Origin of the sequence: Xenorhabdus griffiniae (assembly GCF_037265215.1) — a bacterium.
Taxonomy (GTDB): domain Bacteria; phylum Pseudomonadota; class Gammaproteobacteria; order Enterobacterales; family Enterobacteriaceae; genus Xenorhabdus; species Xenorhabdus griffiniae.
This window is the reverse complement of sequence record NZ_CP147737.1, coordinates 2,137,718-2,156,721: the sequence shown is the minus strand read 5'-3', so window position 1 is coordinate 2,156,721 and position 19,004 is coordinate 2,137,718. Positions and strand designations below refer to the sequence as shown.

12 protein-coding genes and 1 pseudogene are annotated in these 19,004 nt (G+C 42.2%); 12 read left to right on the top strand and 1 reads right to left on the bottom strand.

Annotated elements, in window-relative coordinates; all coding sequences use genetic code 11:
• The first annotated feature begins 2 nt into the window (after window positions 1–2).
• The 11 genes and pseudogenes from tssM to WDV75_RS09350 all read left to right on the top strand — a co-directional run bounded on the left by tssM (window position 3) and on the right by WDV75_RS09350 (window position 17,012).
• On the top strand, window positions 3–3,671 hold the full coding sequence (gene tssM, locus WDV75_RS09400) for a type VI secretion system membrane subunit TssM (RefSeq protein ID WP_273559052.1): 3,669 nt from the start codon (window positions 3–5) through the stop codon (window positions 3,669–3,671).
• Between the two features lie 49 nt (window positions 3,672–3,720).
• Entirely contained in the window at window positions 3,721–4,800 is a 1,080-nt protein-coding gene (gene tssA / locus WDV75_RS09395; protein WP_273559054.1) for a type VI secretion system protein TssA, read from the top strand.
• Between the two features lie 273 nt (window positions 4,801–5,073).
• Complete coding sequence (gene tssB / locus WDV75_RS09390) at window positions 5,074–5,604, top strand: type VI secretion system contractile sheath small subunit (protein ID WP_273559056.1); 531 nt, start codon at window positions 5,074–5,076, stop codon at window positions 5,602–5,604.
• A gap of 3 nt (window positions 5,605–5,607) precedes the next feature.
• Window positions 5,608–7,110 carry a type VI secretion system contractile sheath large subunit gene (tssC, locus tag WDV75_RS09385; protein ID WP_273559057.1) on the top strand — a complete coding sequence of 501 codons (1,503 nt, stop codon included), beginning with the start codon at window positions 5,608–5,610 and terminating at the stop codon, window positions 7,108–7,110.
• Window positions 7,111–7,484: 374 nt separating this feature from the next.
• Window positions 7,485–8,006, top strand: coding sequence for an Hcp family type VI secretion system effector (locus WDV75_RS09380; RefSeq protein ID WP_273559059.1), 522 nt, complete (start codon window positions 7,485–7,487; stop codon window positions 8,004–8,006).
• A gap of 223 nt (window positions 8,007–8,229) precedes the next feature.
• Complete coding sequence (gene tagH, locus WDV75_RS09375) at window positions 8,230–9,759, top strand: type VI secretion system-associated FHA domain protein TagH (protein WP_273559061.1); 1,530 nt, start codon at window positions 8,230–8,232, stop codon at window positions 9,757–9,759.
• Window positions 9,760–9,766: 7 nt separating this feature from the next.
• The gene (gene tssE / locus WDV75_RS09370) at window positions 9,767–10,321 is read left to right on the top strand and encodes a type VI secretion system baseplate subunit TssE (protein WP_273559063.1); all 555 of its coding nucleotides are present in this window, start codon (window positions 9,767–9,769) and stop codon (window positions 10,319–10,321) included.
• Between the two features lie 122 nt (window positions 10,322–10,443).
• Complete coding sequence (tssF, locus tag WDV75_RS09365; RefSeq protein ID WP_273559064.1) at window positions 10,444–12,318, top strand: type VI secretion system baseplate subunit TssF; 1,875 nt, start codon at window positions 10,444–10,446, stop codon at window positions 12,316–12,318.
• A 10-nt stretch (window positions 12,319–12,328) separates the two neighbouring features.
• Window positions 12,329–13,387 (top strand): type VI secretion system baseplate subunit TssG, encoded by a 1,059-nt coding sequence (gene tssG, locus WDV75_RS09360; protein ID WP_420497509.1) that lies wholly within the window; start codon window positions 12,329–12,331, stop codon window positions 13,385–13,387.
• A 59-nt stretch (window positions 13,388–13,446) separates the two neighbouring features.
• Window positions 13,447–16,073: pseudogene (gene tssH / locus WDV75_RS09355) on the top strand (type VI secretion system ATPase TssH).
• Window positions 16,074–16,097: 24 nt separating this feature from the next.
• On the top strand, window positions 16,098–17,012 hold the full coding sequence (locus tag WDV75_RS09350; protein ID WP_273559068.1) for a serine/threonine protein kinase: 915 nt from the start codon (window positions 16,098–16,100) through the stop codon (window positions 17,010–17,012).
• On the opposite strand, the gene rimJ is transcribed toward WDV75_RS09350, so the two are convergent.
• On the bottom strand, window positions 17,007–17,585 hold the full coding sequence (gene rimJ, locus WDV75_RS09345; protein WP_273559070.1) for a ribosomal protein S5-alanine N-acetyltransferase: 579 nt from the start codon (window positions 17,583–17,585) through the stop codon (window positions 17,007–17,009). The genes WDV75_RS09350 and rimJ overlap by 6 nt on opposite strands.
• A 175-nt stretch (window positions 17,586–17,760) precedes the next feature.
• Here rimJ and mdtH point away from each other — a divergent pair, with 175 nt between their 5' ends.
• Window positions 17,761–18,966 carry a multidrug efflux MFS transporter MdtH gene (mdtH, locus tag WDV75_RS09340; protein WP_273559072.1) on the top strand — a complete coding sequence of 402 codons (1,206 nt, stop codon included), beginning with the start codon at window positions 17,761–17,763 and terminating at the stop codon, window positions 18,964–18,966.
• Window positions 18,967–19,004 lie beyond the last annotated feature (38 nt).

The window sequence follows — 19,004 nt, the reverse complement described above, 5'->3', positions numbered from 1 at the left end:
ACATGCTGAATGCACTTTTTTCTATCATCACCAGCCCGTTGACATGGAGTTTTCTTAGCGTAACGGCCATCTCTTTTTTTATCTGGTTCATTGGTCCCATTATTTCTGTTGGTAACAAGTTCCCTTTTGAGCCAAATACAACACGAATCATTACCATTATTTCTTTCTACTTGCTCTGGTTTTTCATCAAAGTAATACCGCGGTTATACCAATCATGGTTTAACCAAAAGCTGACCAAGGAATTGGAGATCACTAAAAATGAAAACAAAGAAAAGAAGCAGAATGAACAATATATTACATTAGCAAAGCGTTTCTCTGATGCTGCAAGATTATTGAAAAAAGCCTATTTTTCTGGTTGGTATATTAAAAATAAACCAGGCTGGATACACTTTTTCAGCCGCCGATATATATATCAATTACCCTGGTATCTGGTTATTGGTGCCCCCAGTTCAGGCAAAACGACAGCACTGACAAACTCTGGCCTACATTTTCCTCTGTCGGACTACCTGGGTAAATCCGCACTGCACAGTACGCAAGACATGAATAGCTGTAGCTGGTGGTTCACCAATAAAGCCGTTCTGCTAGATACTACAGGTCGCTATGTCACACAGGATAGTTTTCACCAACAGGATGCTGATGAATGGAAAAATTTCATCCGACTGTTGAAAAAATATCGGATAGGCCAGCCACTGAATGGGATTATTATTACTATTAGTGTGGAAGATTTACTCAATCTATCTACTGAAAAACGGGAGCAGCAGGCTTATATGCTGCATAAGCGCCTGTCAGAATTACATGAACAACTTAAGATACAGATCCCTATTTATATCATGATCACTAAGACTGATTTATTAAAAGGATTTAGTGCTTATTTCTCCCATTTTGACGAAAAATCCCGTGAGCAAATTTGGGGATTTAATTTCCCATGGAATAACGTTTCACGGGGCAAGTGGAATAAAGGTCTTGATTTTGATTTGCATGAAATTCTTAATCAACAGTATAGCCAATTAGCATTGCGGTTAGATGCTGAATTACCTTCTATTCTCTTAAACAACGGACACAATCCACAACAATGTGCCGAAAGTTATTTATTCCCGCAAGAATTTGTATCCTTGCTCCCCCTGATCGCACAATATCTTGAAATTGTATTCGCAAAGTCGGGCTTTGAAATCCCCTACTATCCACGCGGACTATATTTCACCAGTGGAACACAAACAGGATTTTCCTTTGACAATGTCATGGAGAAATTTAACCGCAATTTTCAGTTACCAACCAATAACAATAGTGAAACCATGGCATGGGGGAATAATAAAGGAAGTGTTCATCCTACTCCGACCAGCCAGGCTTACTTTATAAAAAATTTACTGGAAAATATCTTTAATGAAGCAGGAATTGCCGGTTATAACCGCTGGTGGATATACCGCAAACGCTTGCTGGGCGGATTGGAATATGTTGTTTCAGTGGCAATACTGGCATTGGTAGCCAATTTACTTTTGATAAGCTACAACAATAACAAAGATTACCTGACGGAAGTGCAAGCCAGATTTCCGACCATTGCAAAACAAAGCGCTCACTTAAAGAAAAATGCCAATGATATTTATGCCTTACTGCCGATTTTAAACAGTTTGGCTCATTTAGATAAAAGCCAACATTTTTCCTTAAATGATCCCCCGTTATCCTATCGAATGGGGTTGTATTGTGGTGAACAAATCAGTGATGCCAGCCGTTTTCTATATAGAAAAGCCCTAAAAACATTATTGTTGCCCCAGATAGCAACGATCATCACTAACCAGCTGCATGATGACAACAACGATGACATAGAGAACACCTACAATACGCTCAAGGCTTATCAAATGTTATACCAGCCTAAGCATTATGATGGTAAGTTTCTGCATAACTGGATCATGCAATATTTGAAAACCCAATTAAACGCAGACACAACCCAGCAGCATTTGCAACAAATCGCGGAACACATCGGCCAATTGTTAGATAACCAGGTTGTCACATCTCCTTTCATTCGCGATGACACGCAGATCAAAAAAAAACAGCAATTAATTAGCAATATTTCACCAGCACAACGTGCTTATAACTATATGAAGGAAAAATTAATTAATGATCCCAGTTTAGCCCCCGTAAATCTGGAATCACTCGCAGGTCCCCAGGCTGAATTGGCTTTCTCACGCATCAGTGGTACTCCCATTACAGATGGCATATCAGGGATGTTCACCCCAACGGGTTATCAGCAAGGCATTGAAAAAAACCTCAATACTTTTCTAACAACCTTATATTCACAAGACAGTTGGGTACTCGGTAGCTATGCAAAAAAGCAGACCGATAAGGAAATAAAATCCGCTGTTAAGCAATTTTATATTAACGACTATATATATCAGTGGAGCGAGTTTCTGGCGGATATTGGTTTGATAAATATCGATACCCTGGAACAACGGATCAACACTTCACGCCTGTTGTCTTCTTTTGATTCACCTATGCGTAACCTTTTAATTAATATCAGTAAAAACGTCATACTGAATGGGAATAGCAATAATATCAAACAACTCAACAATATTGTGAATAACCGTGTTGTGAAGAGTCAATCAAATAAATTAACGAAATTAGTGCCCGAACAAATAATGCCAGATAATAATCAACAAACTATACCTGAACAGGCATTAGAAGCATCTTTTGCCTCAATTATTGCGTTAGCAAAAAGGCCAAATAAAAACACCCAAAGTATCCCTTTTGATAAGACCTTAAAAGAAATTAACGAGTTATACCTGTATTTAACCTCAGTACAAAATGCAACCAATGCAGGAATGCCCTTGCCCCCTGGTCAGATTGTCACGCAGCTACAAACAACATCTGCTCTCCTGCCTATACCGTTCAGGAGCATAGTTTCGTCACTCGCGGTGGGGGCCAGTAGCGATACTCAGCTTAGTGATATGAAAAATGTCGGTAAGCATCTCAGTACAGAAATCGGCGGGTTTTGCAACCAGGCGATTGCCAATCGCTATCCGTTAAACCCTAACGCAAAACAGGATATCAAGCCCGACGATATGGCACGAATGTTTGCGCCAGAGACTGGCTTAATGGACAATTTCTTCCTGAAAAATTTAGCGGGTAAAGTAGATACGACTCTGCCAAAATGGCAATTTATGCCCGGTGTGAATGGCAAGCCCTTGCCAGGAGGGGGAAATCTGCTCAAACCTTTCCAACAGGCCCAGATTATCCGCAATACGCTATTTACCAACGGAACGCCAACACCATCATTTCGCGTCATGGTTCGTCCAATCAATATGAGTAACGATATATTGAGTATGGTGTTGGATGTTGATGGACAGATAGTAGAATACAGTCACGGCCCGCAACTTTCACAACTGATTAGCTGGCCTGGTCCTGCCAATATCAATCTGGTTCGCATTCAATTAAATCTCACGGATGGTACAACGGCAAACTTATCAACGTCAGGTTTCTGGGCACTAAACCGCTTGCTGGATCATGCTAAACGTATCTGGCGTGGTAAAACAGGGGAGTCAACCAATATTGGTGTATGGGCAAGATTTAATATCAGTGGTCATACTGTCTTGCTAGAATTTACCCCGAACAGCATTTTCAGCCCGTTTAATCTCCCTGCTTTCTCGTGCCCAAATCCAGAACTGTTTCAATCAGCATGATCGATATCCTTACTGTGAACTTGTGAACTGAATATAAGCTGAAAATACCATGAATATTGATGCCTTACTCACTCCAATCAGTGTAGCGTTTCCGTGCGGGGAAAACCTCGAATACGATGATGAATTTCTGATATTAGAGCAAGACCTAATCGAGAAGCCAGAACAGCAATTTGGTGATGTACTCATCCCTGCTGAACCGCCCAACTGGATAGAGGTGGCAAAAAAAGCCACTCACCTACTGTCCCGTACCAAAGATCTGCGTGTCATCATCGCCCTGATGCAAGCATGGTTAAATATTCGGGGAATATGTGGGTATGCCGATGGCCTGAATTTACTACGCCAAACCCTGGAACGTTATTGGGAAGATGTGTGGCCAAAATTGGAATTTAATGGTGAATATGATCCCTTATTCCGCCTCAACACGCTAGCCATCATTGAAGATGGTTCACCCTGTACGATAAAAGCCCAAAACTCGATTGTGCTCAGGAGTGTTTCAACGGAATTGTCATTACAGGAAATTTGTTCACTGTTTAATGGTACGGTAACCGAAATCAAAGGTTATACTGGCGGACGCACAAGATTAATTAACGAATTACACCAACAATTTAATAGCCCTGAGATCAAGGCAGTCATCGCCATTCATGAACAACTTACTGCCTTGATTGAAATTATTCGCCATAATTTATCCGACAGTTACCTCCCCCAATTGCCGCAATTTTTAAAACAGTTGGATACCATTATTAGATTTTTTCCCATGCATAAACCAGGAACAGATATTCAGGAACATTCTGACAGCGCAAAAACATTTGCGTCCGAACCTATGCAACAAAACAGTGCAGCGGAACAAATAACTTCACCAACAACAATCCTTGAGTCCCTTGAAAAGGGTGAATTTTCCCATTGGCGAGAAATCGAAGTCAGTAACCGAGATGATGCTCGCATTTTATTAGAAAAAGCCAAAACTTATTTTCTTCAACATGAGCCAAGCCATCCGGCGCCTATAATGATTGACCGTATTCTACGGCTGATTGACAGTGATTTTATTAATATTATCTACGATCTTGTTCCAGAAGGGTTAAGTCAGCTTGAGAGCGTTTTTGGTCGCCCCAATAACCCTGACACGGATTAATAACCTATTGTTTTAAATAATTAAATTAGTTATCCGCAAATCCCTTTATACGCATAAAATTTTAAGTTGCCATTGACAACACGATATGAAATCACCCGCATCTTAAAGTTAGATTGATATATACGCGTTACCTTTCAAGTTGCTCATTATAAGACAACATAACTCATTGTTTCTCCCCGCTTCGCGGGGAGATATAAACCATTACATTGACTTGCAAGCGGCAACTTGAAGTTGGATTGGTATAGTTATCCAGACAATAACGGAGAATGTGTTATGAAATCCAGTGGACAAAAATTTATCGCACGGAATCGTCCTCCTCGTGTACAGATTGAATATGATGTCGAGCTTTACGGTTCGGAGAAAGCAATTCAATTACCCTTTGTTATGGGAGTTATGGCTGATTTAGCAGGAAAACCGGTAGAAGCCTTGCCAGACATTAATGATCGCAAATTTTTAGAAATTGACATTGACAACTTTGATGAACGGATGGGTTCAATCAAACCGCGAGCAGCCTTTCAGGTTGAAAATACCTTGACTGGTGAGGATAAGCTGAATGTCGATTTAACATTTGAAACTATGGAAGATTTTCAACCTGATGCCATCGCCAAAAAGGTCGAGCCATTGGCGCAATTGCTGGAAGCACGCACCCAGCTGGCAAACCTGCTTTCTTATATGGACGGCAAAAATGGCGCAGAAAAACTGATTGCCGAGATATTGCAAAACCCCGCTCTGCTCAAATCCTTGGCTGAAGCACCAAATCTTACAGAGAGTGCTCCAGCAGAAGGTAATGAAGATAAGGAGTAATTGATGAGCCAAATTGAACAAGAAACCCAGACGCAACACACTCAGGGAGCAAAAGAATATACCCCTGATGAACTAAGTACATTGCTGAATAAGGAGTTTCGTCCGCAAAGTGATCATACCCGTAGTGCCGTTGAGAATGCGGTGAAGACACTGGCACAACAGGCGTTGGAAAACACGGTCACTATTTCTGATGATACTTACCGTACTATCCAATCATTGATTGCTGAAATCGATACCAAGATATCACAACAAGTGAACCATATTCTGCATCATGAAGAATTCCAGGCCCTGGAAGGCGCTTGGCGTGGTTTGCATTATATGGTAAACAACACAGAAACCGATGAAATGCTGAAAATCCGTGTGATGTGTATTTCCAAAAAGGAGTTGAGCAAAGTATTAAAACGTTTCAAAGGTGTGAGTTGGGATCAAAGCCCCATTTTCAAAAAGATCTATGAAGCGGAATATGGTCAATTTGGTGGCGAGCCGTTTGGCTGTCTGGTGGGGGATTACTATTTCGACCATACCGCACCGGATATTGAACTTTTACGCCAGATAGCACAAATCAGTGCAGCAGCACACTGTCCATTTATTTCAGGTGTATCACCAAGTGTTATGCAAATGGAATCCTGGCAGGAATTAGCTAATCCACGGGGTCTCTCCAAGATTTTCCAAAACACCGAATATGCACCCTGGCGCAGCTTACGTGAATCAGAAGACGTGCGTTACATCGGGTTGGCACTACCGCGTTTCCTCTCCCGTCTTCCCTATGGTGCCCTCACTAATCCCGTTGATAATTTCAATTTTGAGGAGAATACAGAAGGCCCAACGCACAATAACTACACTTGGGCAAATGCCGCTTATGCTATGGCAGTCAATATTAATCGTTCTTTTAAACTGTATGGCTGGTGTACTTCTATCCGTGGTGTAGAATCCGGCGGTGTTGTAGAAAACCTGCCTTGCTACACCTTCCCTTCCGATGATGGAGGAGTAGATATGAAGTGCCCAACGGAAATCGCCATTAGCGATCGCCGTGAAGCAGAATTGGCAAAAAATGGGTTCATTCCGTTATTGCATCGCAAGAACACGGATGTTGCCGCCTTTATTGGTGCTCAATCCCTGCAAAAACCCGCAGAATACTATGATCCTGATGCAACTGCCAATGCCAACCTTGCAGCCCGTTTGCCCTACTTATTTGCCTGCTGTCGTTTTGCCCATTACCTGAAATGTATTGTGCGCGATAAGATCGGGACTTTTCATGAACGTTCAGATATGGAACGTTGGCTGAATGATTGGATTATAAATTATGTTGATGGTGATCCCATTAACTCATCACAAGGGACTAAAGCGAGAAAACCGCTAGCTGCCGCAGAAGTTACGGTGGAAGAAGTGGAAGGCAATCCAGGCTACTATCAGGCTAAATTTTTCCTGCGTCCCCACTACCAACTGGAAGGTTTGACCGTTTCCCTACGCTTAGTTTCAAAACTCCCTTCACTGAAAGGAACCTAATATTAAAAAATTAAGGAATACTTTTTTACTTATATACCAATCTAACTTCAAGTTGCCGCTTGCAAATCAATGTGATTGTTTATATCTCCCCACTACGCGGGGAGATATAAGACGCATCTTGAAAGGAGATTGGTTTAAAAAGTCTATCTATCCAAAACCTATTTGCTCATCTTTAAATTTCAATACGTATATACGCATTAAACTTCAAGTTGCCATTGACAACACGATATGAAACGCGATTTTTCCCCGAAGCGGGGGAAAAATCACACGCATCTTGCGGTTAGATTGGTATATACCTTTATGTCTAGCACCAATAGGTATTTATTGGCTGCGTTTGTTAGTTTCATTCTATTCTCTATATTAAGGAGAAAATTATGTCTACTCCGGACATATCTACTCTGGGCATATCTACTCCGGGCATTGATGCATATATTAACTTTACTGATATTAAAGGAGAATCAGGTGACACCACGTTCAAAGGTTGGACAGCTGTTCAATCGTTTGCTCTTGAAGTAATGAACAGTGTTAATTCTCATTCTCAAGCTACTGGACTCGGTGCAGGTATCGTGACGGTTTCCGGTTTATCTTTGGATATTTTATTTGACAAGTCTGCCATAACCTTGCGCCAATACCTCGTTAAAGGGACTCATATCAAGGAAGTGCAACTTAAAGTACGTAGACAAGGAGATAAACAAGTGTCTTGGTATACATTGGTTTTGACAAACTCTTTAGTCGCGAGATCCAGCCTGGCATACGGGGATGGTGGTTTTTATTCTTCTATCCTCCTCGCCTTCCAAAAACATAAAGAAAGCTATTTCCCTCAAGGGTATAGCTCAGGCGCTAAAGGTGCTGAAGTCAGCTATGAATGGGATTCATACACCAATAAAATCGATTAACCACACATATAATGACCTTCTTGTGGACACTCACAGGAAGGCCGTCTTTTCAATTTCATTATTTCAAAACATCATTATCTCCTCATTCATCGTTATCTATACGCATTAAACTTCAAGTTGCCATTGACAACATGATATGAAACCTGATTTCTCCCCGCTTCGCGGGGAGAAATCACACGCATCTTGAAGTTAGATTGCTATATAACAATAGGTATCCATACTTATGAGATTCACCATTGTTAATCACTCTGGCTCAAATTCCCCCCCACAACTGAGTTACGATTTTTCTCCTCCTGGCGGCACAATCGGTCGCAGTACAGAAAATAGCTGGTATTTGCCCGATGACGGACAAGCAATTGCCAGATTGCAGGCCATTGTGTCTATTTCTGCTGACGGAGAATGCCAGATAAATAATCAAGGCTCTGCCTCTGAGGTTTTATTGAACATGATCCCCCTGGCGCCCAATCGCCAGGTTGAAATTCGTGATGGTGATATACTGAATATTGGCAATTATCAGATCCAAGTGATTGATATCAAAAAGAATCCATTACAACACGGGCTCAATGCCGAGCACTCGTTAACTACCAGTGAAATCTGGGACGATCTTGAGCATATTTTAACCTTCGCCGATACCTCAACTTCTTCTGATTCGTCCCAAGCTAAACCAGAAATAAACGACAATAACCCTCTGGTAACAAGCCAATATGATAAAGAACGCAATCCAATTGATCCATTGGCAGAAATTGAGCCAACAATCGATTTTGACGCCCTCCAATTGCGCGCAACAGATCCGATCGCCATGTTCAGTGCAGGTACTACTTTTCAACAAGAAAACATCTTGGATGACCACACACCTACTACGTTATTGTCACATGATGAGAGTAATCAAGATGATGATAAACAGAAGATTGATCCACTGGCACTGTTTTCCGACAAACACACTAAGGCTACACAAGCAACCAAAAATGATGAGCTGTTGAATCAAATATTGGACAACGCCATACCATTGAATGCAGTCGATGACGCGACTATTGCAACATCTCAACTTTTTTCTCAGCCATCATCCAAATTATTTGAAGAAAAAGAGCAAAATGCACACCAAAATCAAGACAATAACGTCAAAAATAGCGTCAAATTGGAAGGAAAATTACTGGCGGCGTTATTAGAGGGTATGGGGCTGAAAGAGATCAACCTGCAATTTGATGAACAAAAGATGTATCAATTAGGACGATTCGTCAGTCAGTTAACTCAGGGTATCGTTACTCTCAACACCTTACGTACCCAACTGAAACACGAAACAAACGCAGCCATACCTCAACCTCAGTCTAACGCCAATAACCCATTTAAACTTCTGCCTTCTGGTCAGTCTATTTTGGTGCTGATGCTTTGTCATCATGTACCAGGGTTTATGCCACTTGAACTGGCAACCCGTGACATTTTGATCGAGTTGCAAGCACACCAATTGGGTATGATTGCGGGAATGCGTGCTATTACGACACATATATTGCATCTATTCCATCCCGCGACCCTTGAACGAAAAGCACAAAAAAACAATGAGTTGCCACTTTTTTCTTTGTCATTGGCTAACAACAAAGCCTCAATGTGGGAGTACCTCATCAAACATTACCAAGAAACAGAGAAAGCATTTAAACAAGATCCTTTCCTGTTTGGTGAAAAATTCCTACAAGCCTATGAAGCAGAAGTTAACCGATACAAAAACTCCCAATATAATGGCAATGGCAATGGCGAATAAGTGAATCATGAACCAGAATATAACTTTATTACATGGTGGCTATCATAGCCGGAGTAACGCTACGCGCATCACTGCCAAAGATAGAATGTTACCTTCTTTATTCGACAGACTCACCGATCATGAACCTGATAAAAAACAAGAAACAATCAACAATTACATGCTGTCGCACACCGCCTTGAGGCAGAATGTCCTAAGGGATTTGCAATGGCTGCTCAATAGCATCAACAGCGAATCCTTGGAAGATTTCACCTCATTTCCAGAAATTCGTCATTCTGTGTATAACTTTGGTTTACCTTCCTTAGCGGGTGAATGCATATCTGAAATAGAATGGGGAAATATCCAAAACAGAATCATTACAGCAATTCATATATTCGAACCACGTATCATTCCCGATGGGCTGGAAGTCAACTGTATATCCGATCCCCATACATTACCCCTATATAACACCTTATCCATAGAGATAAAGGGCTTGTTGTGGTGCGTTCCCTGGCCACTGGAATTCCTGTTCCACAGTGATATCGATCTTGAAAACGGTTACTTCACTATAAAAGAGGCTGCATAATCACCATAGGTGACGGTGCTGAAAAATGCCTTTAACTTTTAACCATAAGGGTGAATGCAGAAAGGTTGCCGAGGTAAGAAGTGATTTTTGTCTTGCAAACGGGATGCGTTCATATAGGGAGTATGGATAATAAATTACTTGAATATTATAACCGTGAATTAATGTATTTACGGGAAATGGGTAAAGAATTTGCCAAACTCTATCCTAAGGTTGCCAATCGTTTAGGAATGCATGGGATTGACGTCGCTGATCCCTATGTTGAACGCTTGATGGAAGGTTTTGCTTTTCTGACTTCCCGCATTCAATTGAAAATGGATGCGGAATTCCCTCACTTTTCCGAGCAATTACTGGAGGTCCTGTACCCTAACTATTTGTCTCCTACACCTTCAACGGCAATCGTCGAACTCAAGCCAGATACCAGTAAGGGAGATATCAGCCATGGATTTTTAGTGCCGCGTAACACAATTATGCATTGCCAAGCATTGAAAAAGGACGGGATCAATTTCTACTACAGCACCACACAAGATGTCACCTTACAGCCGCTGCATCTAAAAAACGTTGAACTTGGCAGGATCCCCGCTAACTTTCCGCTCGTGGCACTGAACCTTCATCAATATGGCGCCGTCAGTGCACTACGCATTCATCTTGGCTGTCAAGGAAAATTTTTCCTCAATGAACTGGATCTCAAGAAGCTGGTATTCTTTCTTTCCGGACCAGATATTCAATCCCAACGGTTATTAGAACTGATTATGGAACATTCTGTTGGCATAGTCTGTCAGACGCTGGGTGATACACCCCAATATCAGGTCTTGCCCGATATCTTCCCGCATCATGAAGGATTTGATGATGATCAGTCATTACTCCCCAATGACTCACGTAATTTCAGTGGTTATCGTCAACTCCAGGAATATTTTGCTTTTCCGGCACGCTTTCAATTCTTCAGTATCAGCAGTCTGGAATCTTTACTACAACAGACTCAGGAAAAGAATGAATTTGAGTTGATACTGCTTTTGGATCAAACCGACTCCGAACTGGAACGTCTGGTAGATGCCTCTTATCTGGCCTTGAACAGTACACCGGTCATTAATTTATTCCCTAAAATCACGGAACGGATCTCGGTGGAAGAAAGTGTCAATGAATACCACTTAGTTGTCGATAACATTCATCCTCTTGATTACGAAATTTTCTCAGTACAACGCCTGCACGGCGCAAACATCAAACGTAAAGAAACACAAATATTCAGGCCATTTTGGTCTACTTTCAGTGACGACCAGGGTAATTACGGCTCTTACTTTTCTGTGCGCCGCAAACCCCGTATCTTATCTGAACATACCCGTCACTACGGAACCCGAACCAGTTATGTTGGAACAGAATCCTTTGTCTCTATTGTTGATGAGCAAAACTCCCCGTGGCTCAATGAGTTAAAATTTCTGACCGCTGATGTCATGTGCACTAATCGTGACTTATCAGTGATGCTGCGCCAACAGGATCTCAACAGTTTTGTCATGCTAGATTCGATTCCAATTAACCAAATTGTCTTTCTAAAAAGGCCCACTATTCCACGCCCTGCCTTGGCACAAGGTTCAACCTCTTGGAAACTAATTAGCCAGCTTCAACTTAATTATCTGAACCTCATGGATAAAGATGACGAGCAAGGTACCCAGGCATTACGACAATTGTTGAGCTTATACGCCAACCTTGCAGAGCCAGCCGTCATGCGCCAGATTAATGGTATCCGCCACAGTTCATTAAAAACGATTTATCGGCGGGTTCCTGAACCTGGCCCGATCGTCTTTGCTCGTGGTGTTAGTATTAGGATTGAAGTGGATGAACAAGAATTTGCCGGAACCAGTCCCTGGCTGTTAGGCAGCGTATTGGAAAAGCTCTTTTCACGACTGGTCACCATGAACTCCTTTACTGAAATGACGTTATATAGTCAGCAACGCGGCAACATCGGATTTTGGCCTGCCCGTATGGGCAACAAGAATTTGCTATAACAGACAAGAAATGAATATGATGCAAAAAAATTCCATTTCTATTCATCACCTATGTCGTTTACCGGATAACTTTTGGCAGCAACTCTGCCAAACTCCCTGGCAATTCGACTTATTTCAAACCCTGCGCCGGATCGATGCCCAATCTGGAGCAGATTATATGCTCGGTTCTGCCCCATTGCCGAAATATGAGCTACTGCGGTTGGGACAAAAAGCGTCCATAATTTTCGCCCCATCTACTATTGCTGAAGCCAAGCAGCGGGAAAACTCGACACTGTATGACATACTCATTTACAGTTTTGGTTTGTTCGGTCCCAATGGCCCATTACCACTGCATATGACCGAATATGCCTATACACGACAATATAATTATCAAGATCCAACCCTGAATGCTTTCGCTAACCTATTCCATCATAGATTAATCCTGTTGTTCTATCGAGCCTGGGCCAATACTCAACCAACCGTATCACTCGATCGTCAGGATAATCAGCGCTTTTGCCATTATTTCTCCTGTTTGGTGGGTATGGGTTTGCCTGCTCAACAACAACCAGACACCATCAATGATCACGCGCGTTATTTTTTATCTGGCCATTTATCCCGTCAAGGGCATAACTCAGAAGGGTTAGAAAAAATACTGTCCTGTTATTTCCATGTCCCACTCAAAATTGTGCAAAATATTCCCCAATGGCTGGAAGTCGAAGTACAGGATCAGGCCCAATTAAAAGCAGGACGCAACATGCCACGTTTGGGTAAATCGGCTTTTTTAGGCATTGCACACTACGATGTTCAACATAAATTTCGCATTAAATTAGGTCCGCTAAAACTGGCTGAATACCAGATGTTCTTGCCGGAAGGATCCAAATCAAGGCAGTTGTGTGACTGGGTTTATCAATATTTGGGAATTGAATACGCATGGGATATCCAGTTAATTCTCCACCAGTCAGATGTAAAAGGGATTTGTCTGTCTGAACCGATAAAATTAGGACTCAGCAGTTGGCTTGGAAAAATTGAGCGGGATAAAAATAATAAACAACCAACCCATCGCGGGGATTTAATTTACAAGCCGGAATGATCCCCCCGCTCTTGCCTGCAAAACTCAATCACTGTCAACAATACTACGGGTGATACACTATGTCAGAAATCAGTCGTTCTGTGCTCTTCGGCAAACTTAACCGCACCCTGTTCACTTCCTTAGAAAGTGCCACCACTTTTTGTAAACTACGCGGCAACCCTTATGTTGAATTAGTTCACTGGCTGCATCAACTCATGCAGCAACAAAACAGCGACTTACAGCAAATTATCCGCCACTTTTCACTGGACGAATCTGCGTTGGCCAAAGACATTGTTACAGCACTTGATCGCTTGCCACGGGGAGCCAGTGCCATCTCTGATCTTGCCGAACATATTGATAATGCCGTAGAACGCGCTTGGGTATATGGATCGCTGAAATTTGGTGTCAATGAAATTCGCAGTGCTCATTTACTGATAGGCATACTGAAAACCTTTAACTTACGCAATGCACTGAAATCCATTTCCCCCCAGTTTGACCATGTGAATGCAGATACTCTACTCGACAATTTCAACAGCATCTGCAACGATAGCGATGAATCCCAATCAAATGCACAGAGTGCGGCAAGCCCTTCCCCACAATCATCCTCTCTACAACCGTCTTCTCTGCAACAATATGGACAAGAACTGACTGCGCGCGCGCGCAATGGTGAAATTGATCCAGTATCAGGGCGTGATGAGGAAATTCGTCAGATTATTGATATTCTGATGCGTCGCCGCCAAAATAATCCACTACTGACTGGCGAAGCCGGTGTCGGTAAAACCGCCGTCATTGAAGGGCTGGCATTGAAGATTGTGGCGAAAGAAGTGCCCCCACCTTTGCTGGATGTCCAGCTTTGGTTATTGGATATCGGTATGCTACAAGCCGGTGCAGGCGCCAAAGGCGAATTTGAATCACGTCTACGCAAAGTGATCGATGAAGTACAATCTAGCCCTACCCCAATTATTCTGTTTATTGACGAAATTCATACCTTGATTGGGGCAGGTGGACAACAGGGAACCGGTGATGCTGCCAACCTGTTAAAACCGGCATTGGCACGCGGGCAATTACGTACTCTTGGCGCCACAACCTGGTCGGAGTACAAAAAATATATCGAAAAAGATCCCGCACTTACCCGCCGTTTTCAAGTCGTTCAAATTCATGAACCCAATGAAAATAAAGCGCTGATCATGCTACGCAGTCTGGCCAAGGCACTGGAGCAACATCACCATGTGCTTTTGCTGGATGAAGCCATTGAAGCCGCTGTACGTCTTTCACATCGCTATATTCCCGCCCGTCAATTACCGGACAAAGCTGTGGCCCTATTGGATACCGCCTGTGCCAGGGTTGCAATCAGCCAATATGCAGAACCACCCCAACTGGAAAATTGCCGTCATCACATAGATGCATTGAAAATTGAGCTGGAGATTGCCGAACGGGAATTTAAAGTAGGCATCGGTGATAAACAACGTCCGGCCACTATTCTGAACGAACTATCTACGCTGGAAGCTCAAAAAAAACAATTACAAGAACGTTGGGAACAAGAACTTTCCTTGATCGATAAAATTATTTCTCTGCGAACGCAATTACACACCAACCAGGATGACAACTTTGCAGCAAAACATGCCGAATTGTCAGAGTTACAGCAACAATTGAAAACCTTACAAGGTGAAGAACCTCTTATCTTTGCTGCTGTAGACAGCAATATTATTTCTTCCGTTGTTTCAGACTGGACAGGCATTCCACTCAATCGTATGGTAAAAGACGAAATCGATGCCGTATTACAGTTGGCTGATATCCTTAGTCAACGTGTTATCGGTCAGTATCATGGATTAGAGTTAATTGCAAAACGCATACGCACTTCACGCGCTAAACTGGATGATCCCAATAAACCTGTTGGTGTTTTCATGTTGTGTGGCCCATCTGGTGTGGGTAAAACGGAAACAGCTCTCGCCCTTGCCGAAACATTATATGGCGGAGAGCAAAATCTTATTACTATCAATATGAGCGAATTTCAGGAAGCACATACGGTATCAACGTTAAAAGGAGCGCCTCCTGGTTATGTTGGTTATGGTGAAGGTGGTGTACTGACGGAAGCAGTCCGACGCCGTCCCTATAGTGTTGTCTTGCTCGATGAAATTGAAAAAGCACATCCTGACGTATATGAAATTTTCTTCCAGGTTTTCGACAAAGGCTGGATGGAAGATGGTGAAGGACGCCACATCGATTTTCGAAACACGATTATTATCCTGACATCCAATGTCGGTGCTGATCTGATCAATTCACTGTGCACTCAGCAGGACACTCTGCCAAAGCCGGACAGACTCAGCACAGAATTACGCAAGCCATTATTGGAAATATTTCCTGCCGCCCTGTTGGGACGATTAATGGTCATTCCTTACTATCCATTAAGTGATGAAGTGATGAAGTGATGACAAATATTGTGCACTTACAATTGGAAAGGATTAAAAAACGTTTACTGGAAAACCACGGTATTACAGCAACATTTGATAATACTATCGTCAAACATATTGTCAGCCGATGCACAGAAATTGAGTCTGGTGGACGCACGGTTGATGCCATCCTGACAAATACCCTACTACCACAAATTAGCCAGCAACTTCTTGCTGCCAGTCAACATGAGAAACAATATCATCAACTTCAACTTTATCTCGAACAAGGTGAATTTCAATGTCAACTCACAAATTAAGCAAATAACCGAGAGGCTATCCATTTGCAAAATTTTCAGAAAACACATATCGATGACAACATTGGTTTTATTTACCCACTTCCAATTGGGTTCTGCCTTAACGAATTTGAAATCGAAGAAGTCATTGGCAAAAGTAGGGGCAGTATTGTTTATCGTGTTTGGGATCACCATCTCAAGCAATCTATTGCCATCAAAGAATATACGCCCCACTCTTTTGCTATACGCCGCCAGGATATGAAACTCAACTTACGAGGAAAAAAGTTAGAAAAACAATTTTATGCTGGATTACAAGATTTTATCCGTGAAGCCCATTTGATGTCCTGTTTCGAACATCCCTGCCTTCCCCGCTTTCAACGTTTTTGGCAACAAAACTGCACAGCATATATAGCTGCTTCCTTTTACAAAGGGATGACATTAAATCAATTGAGGATAAAACATCCATATTTCATCAATGAAAATTGGCTTCGTCAGATACTGTTTCCTTTGTTAAATGTTCTTGATACTCTCCATCAAAGGAGTTATTTACATGGTGATATTTCCCTGGACAATATTTTGATCCAGGAGAATCAATCACCGATATTGCTGGATTTAGGATCTACCCGCCAGACAACAACACGCTTGTCTGATGATACAGAGATAACCATCCGATCCGGTTTTACTCCCATTGAACAATACACTGCCAATGAAGAAAACCAACAAGGCCCCTGGACAGATCTCTATGCGTTAGGGGCAGTACTCTATACCTTGATTGTAGGTAACCCCCCTCCGGTCAGCATCGTACGCAATCTTGAAGATAATTATCAGCCGCTGGTTAAACTGCGTCCAGCGGGATACTCCCTACCGTTTCTGCATGCCATTGACTCTGCCCTGGCAATAAAACCCTCAAGACGGCCACTATCTATATCCGAATTCATTGCTATTTTTTCAACACATTTATAACCCCCAAGAATCATCAATCAATGATGTCAACACATGATCCTGCCAAACGCCGTCAATCATTAGATAGTTCCTGGCATAACCTTCCCGTTCAAAACCTAATTTCTTAAGTAAATTTCCACTGCGATGATTATGTGGCATGTAATTAGCCATAATTCGGTGCATTTTTTGGTGGCGTTGCATATAACGGATTGTTGGTTGCAAAGCTTCATACATTAATCCTTGACCTTGCCATTTCTCGCCCAAAGAATAACCAAGGTAACAGGAATAAAACGCCCCCCGTACAACATTAGTGAAGTTAGCAATCCCCATCACTTCATTTTCATTAGGATCTAATAACAAAAAATTAAATGCCGATCCCTGCCGCTGTAATTCCACAATATAATTCAGCCTATTTGTCCATCCCGAAGGCTGATAAAAACTACCATCTCTTGTCGGTTCCCATGGCTTAAGAAAATCTTTATTTTCTGCATAATATTCAGCCAATCTGTAGGTATCCCGTTCACACACCACACGAATAACCATTCTATTTGTAATAAAGCGAATCTTGGGAGATGCAGAACGATAACCAAACATGTTTTCTCCTGATATTTACCCTGGAAAATTTATTAAGTAATTTAGCGCTTACGACATTTTTAATCACCCTCTGACGATAAAAAAATATCATCTATATCCCTCTACCTTAATACTCAGATTAAGTCCAAAATAACAAAGTATTCACATTTATCTTTTCATATTCCAATGGTGCAAAATGTCATTAGTTTCACAAGCGCGTAGCTTGGGTAAATATTTTCTTTTATTTGATAATCTGCTCGTTATTTTAGGATTTTTTGTTGTTTTTCCCTTAATTTCTATTCGTTTCGTCGAACAACTTGGCTGGGCTGCCGTTATTGTCGGTTTGGCACTCGGTTTGCGCCAACTGGTACAACAAGGGTTAGGTATCTTTGGTGGTGCTATAGCGGATAAGTTCGGTGCCAAGCCCATGATTGTCACAGGTATGTTGCTACGGGCTGTGGGTTTTGCCTTGATGGCCGTGGCGTTTGAACCCTGGATATTACTCCTTTCCTGCATTTTATCTGGATTGGGCGGGACATTGTTCGATCCGCCAAGGGCGGCATTAGTCATAAAATTAACCCGTCCTCATGAACGTAACCGTTTCTATTCGCTTTTATTGATGCAAGATAGTGCAGGTGCCGTCATGGGTGCACTGATAGGAAGCTGGTTGCTGCAATATAATTTCAATATTGTCTGCTGGATTGGCGCAACAATCTTTGTATTAGCCGCGCTATTTAACGCTTGGTTTCTGCCGGCATACCGTATCTCAACAATTCGCACCCCCATTAAGGAAGGTCTGAGACGTGTGATCAAAGATCGTCGATTCTTTTACTACGTACTGACATTAGCTGGTTATTTTATCCTGTCAGTACAAGTTATGTTGATGTTTCCTATTATAATCCATGAAATTTCCGGTACAGCTACCGCCGTTAAGTGGATGTATGCCATTGAAGCTGTCATCTCCCTGACACTGCTCTACCCCATCGCCCGCTGGAGTGAGAAATATTTTCGGCAGGAGCAACGCCTAATGGCTGGCTTGTTTTTAATGAGTCTTTGCATGTTTCCAATCGGTTGGGTCAATCAATTGCATCTCATCTTTGGCCTGATTTGTCTGTTCTATCTGGGCCTGGTAATAGCAGAGCCGGCACGTGAAACCCTGAGTGCTTCACTGGCTGATCCACGGGCACGCGGCAGTTACATGGGATTCAGCCGACTGGGGCTGGCATTAGGAGGCGCGTTGGGCTATACCGGTGGCGGGTGGCTTTATGATACAGGCCATGCCTTAAATATACCGCAATTACCGTGGCTCCTGCTGGGATTGGTGGGTTTAGTGACCATTTATGCCCTGCATCACCAGTTCAACCGGAAGAAAATTGAACCTATCATTATTAACAAGCATTAATCATACGATGAGCAAATTAAGGATTAATTAGTGTAAGA